Below are 2,829 nucleotides of genomic sequence, written 5' to 3' on the forward strand. Positions count from 1 at the left end.
TACAGAAAATCGTATTTCTTGGGTTTACGTACAGAGCCTAAAGTTCTTTTTACAACCGCGCAAGTTCATCGAACAGAGGCAGATCTGCAGTACGATCAATGCATAGGCCCCGGCGTAAGCACCCCAAATGACCCACAGAACATTACTCAAAATGAAACAGAAGAACCCCGCCATTCTTCTCGCGGGACGTTGAGAGCCAATAAGCCACGCGGCGATAACCGTCACTGCCATAGCTGGCCACTGCACCCAATCCAGATAACTCAAGTCAACCCCTCAATCTCTTATCGATTTAAAAGAGAGAGATTCAATGGCGAATAATTCAGATTTTTTGGGCGATTTTGAGAATGTACCGCTCGTCAGACATGCCTCGAATTTCTTGAACATACGATTTGCTCTCTCGGACAAACTAAACATGTGCTGACGAAAAATCCCTTTCGTCTTGCCTCTGGGAGAATGTAATGAAAGCCATCGTTTACAACGGCCCCCGTGACGTCAGTGTGCAAAATGTGCCGGACGCCAAAATCGAAAAACCTACCGACGCTCTGGTGCGAGTGACTGCCACAAACATCTGCGGATCTGATCTGCACATGTACGAAGGCCGTACTTCTTTTGAAACGGGCAGAGTGTTTGGCCATGAGAATCTGGGCGAGGTCATCGAAGTAGGCTCCGGCGTAGATCGGGTCAAGGTAGGAGATCTGGTATGCCTGCCATTCAACATCGGCTGCGGCTTTTGCGAAAACTGTGAAAAAGGCCTGACGGGGTTTTGCCTGACCGCTAACCCCGGCAGCGCGGGTGCGGCCTATGGGTTCGCTGACATGGGCCCGTATCAGGGGGGGCAGGCTGAACTACTTCGAGTGCCTTATGCAGACTTCAACTGCCTGGTGTTGCCCGAGGACGCGCAAGAACGTGAAGAAGATTACGTCATGCTCTCCGACATCTTCCCGACTGGTTGGCATGCAACCGAGTTGGCAGGCCTCCTTCCCGGGGAAAGTATTGCCATCTACGGCGCCGGCCCAGTTGGTTTGATGGCTGCCCACTCGGCCATGATCAAGGGTGCCTCTCAGGTGTTCGTAGTCGATAATCATCCTGACCGCTTGAAGCTTGCTGCTCAAATGGGCGCTACGCCCATCAACTCGCTTGAGAAAGAGGCGGTGGATCAGATCTTGAACTTGACCCATGGCAAGGGCACTGATCGCGGTTGCGAGTGCGTGGGTTATCAGTGCTGCGACCGCCATGGTCATGAAGCTAATCACCTGACCATGAACAACCTTGTCGCTTCGACCAAAGCGACCGGAGGCATCGGCGTCGTAGGTGTGTTCGTACCGCAAGACCCAGGAGCCAAAAATGAGCTGGCTAAGGAAGGCAAGATGGCTTTCGATTTCGGCGCTTTCTGGTTCAAGGGGCAGCAGATTCGAACGGGCCAAGCCAACGTCAAAGTCTACAACCGTCGCCTGGCTGAGCTAATCCACCATGGCCGAGCAAAACCTTCTCAGATCATCTCCCACCGCCTCAAGCTTGCCGAGGGCCCAGATGCCTATAAGCACTTCGACGCACGTGACGATGGCTGGACGAAGGTTGTACTCAAGCCAGCAGCTTAAACGCCAACCTCCGGTTTCGCCGGCTCCCTTTGGGCCGGCCTCTTCAGTAGAAAAGATTCAACAGCTAGCAGGAGAATGATCATGAAAAAGCTATCTATGTGCTTATGTCTATGCAGTGTATTCATGCTTCATGGATGCTTTGACAACGCGGATAACGCCACGAAAGACAATTCCAGTGGCACCAAGTCTTCTGTCCAAATGCAGGAAGGAAAGTCTGACGAGAATAAGTAGGGCAGCTAGGCGGCCCAGGTAGGAGTGAACATCCTGGGCCAGAGATAACTACAACAATAAATGGTGATCGAGATGAATTGCCTGATTTGTGTGGGAGCTGCACAACGCGTCATGTGCGACGGCCCGTGGGAAGAGCGTGACTGTCCGGTGTGCGGTCGGTATCGAATATCAGACGAGCTGATTCTCGCGTTGATGGATCAAGGGCAGATTTTCGATGTGCTTAAAGTCAGGGGCTGGCTAGATACGCGGCGAACTGAAGGTTTCCTGCCCTGCATTCAAAGTTCTGAAGGGCTACTGGTTACCGTTGTCGAGCCTACTTTAACGCCTGCGCAAGTGAAGTGAGTTTCAGTACGGCGCTGGGGGCTGCACTCTCCCAAAGCATCGAAATGTTATCGGCGAAACGCATGAATCTGCTGATAAAAAGCCCTGACGGTGATTATCGAAAATCAAGGTCGGGATGCTATTTCCTCAAAATGCTGCAATAGGTCTTGAGGATCCTCGTACACCCTCAGGGCTCCCGCTCTTTCTAGCTCGCTAATATCGTAGCCGCCGGAGAGCAAGCCCACACCTGTCGCTTTGCACCGCCTTGCTGCAAGCATGTCCCATATGGCGTCTCCAACCACTAAGCAGTCCTCAATGGGTCTCTTGAGCTTTTGCGCTGCGGCAAGGAAAAGATCTGGATCAGGCTTTCCATATTTGACATCGTCGCGGGTGATTATATTAATGTCGTTGATGTCTAAACCCAGCGCCTTTAAATTGATCTTGGCTGTAGAAACACCACCACTGGTTGCGATGCACCACTGTATATTTTCGTGGGTGAGCGTATTTAGTAGCTCGACTGAACCTGGGAGTGCCGTTATTTGGCTTTTGAGGGCCTCATACGCAGCCGCATGCTTTTTACTTAAGATTCTTCCTTGCTCGTCAGTAATTTCTACACCCGTTTCACGGGACAAGGTTTTTAGGCTCTGTACGTAAAGTATTGTCGCAAGCACCGCATAGC

3 protein-coding genes are annotated in these 2,829 nt (G+C 51.7%); 1 reads left to right on the top strand and 2 read right to left on the bottom strand.

All coding sequences use genetic code 11. The annotated features are described in order from the left end of the window. Positions 1–24 precede the first annotated feature (24 nt). Positions 25–231, bottom strand: a complete 207-nt coding sequence (locus tag HYI44_RS29045; RefSeq protein WP_412548525.1) for a hypothetical protein — start codon at positions 229–231, stop codon at positions 25–27. A 227-nt stretch (positions 232–458) separates the two neighbouring features. On the opposite strand from HYI44_RS29045, the gene HYI44_RS29050 reads away from it, so the two are divergent. Further along, positions 459–1,598 carry a glutathione-independent formaldehyde dehydrogenase gene (locus HYI44_RS29050; protein WP_124528254.1) on the top strand — a complete coding sequence of 380 codons (1,140 nt, stop codon included), beginning with the start codon at positions 459–461 and terminating at the stop codon, positions 1,596–1,598. A 677-nt stretch (positions 1,599–2,275) separates the two neighbouring features. On the opposite strand, the gene HYI44_RS29055 is transcribed toward HYI44_RS29050, so the two are convergent. Then, on the bottom strand, positions 2,276–2,829 hold a 554-nt coding region (locus HYI44_RS29055), incomplete at its 5' end, for an HAD family hydrolase (protein WP_225571197.1).

It is taken from the genome of Pseudomonas sp. Y24-6 (assembly GCF_020295325.1).
GTDB classification, from domain to species: domain Bacteria; phylum Pseudomonadota; class Gammaproteobacteria; order Pseudomonadales; family Pseudomonadaceae; genus Aquipseudomonas; species Aquipseudomonas gregormendelii.